The following is a 300-nucleotide window of genomic DNA, read 5'->3' on the forward strand; positions in this document are numbered from 1 at the left end:
ACAGTTGGGTGGATGTCGCGGAGAGCGGTCCCCTGTCGCTGACGGTGAGTCTGCGCCTCGCCGACCTGGAGAGGCCGTCGATCGTCGCCGAACGACTGCCGAAGGTGCTCATCCACCGCAACGTGCCCGGCGAAAAGATCCACGCATTTCTGCAGGACCTGGACCGGCACTGGCAGCTCAACGCCCCGCTCTCGGTCTACGGTCCGTCGCAGCGATGGATCGCCACCGCTCAAGCCCTCGCCGATGGCGGCTGGCCGGTGCTGGTGAAACGGTCGCGCTGTGAGCTCGGAGAACTCACGC

Annotated in this window: 1 pseudogene; it reads left to right on the top strand. The window is 66.7% G+C overall.

Annotated features, from left to right (window positions below):
- Window positions 1–300, top strand: a pseudogene (locus FVP33_RS19695) (class I SAM-dependent methyltransferase); the annotation flags it as partial.

Source organism: Lacisediminihabitans profunda (assembly GCF_008040105.1).
Lineage (GTDB): Bacteria > Actinomycetota > Actinomycetes > Actinomycetales > Microbacteriaceae > Lacisediminihabitans > Lacisediminihabitans profunda.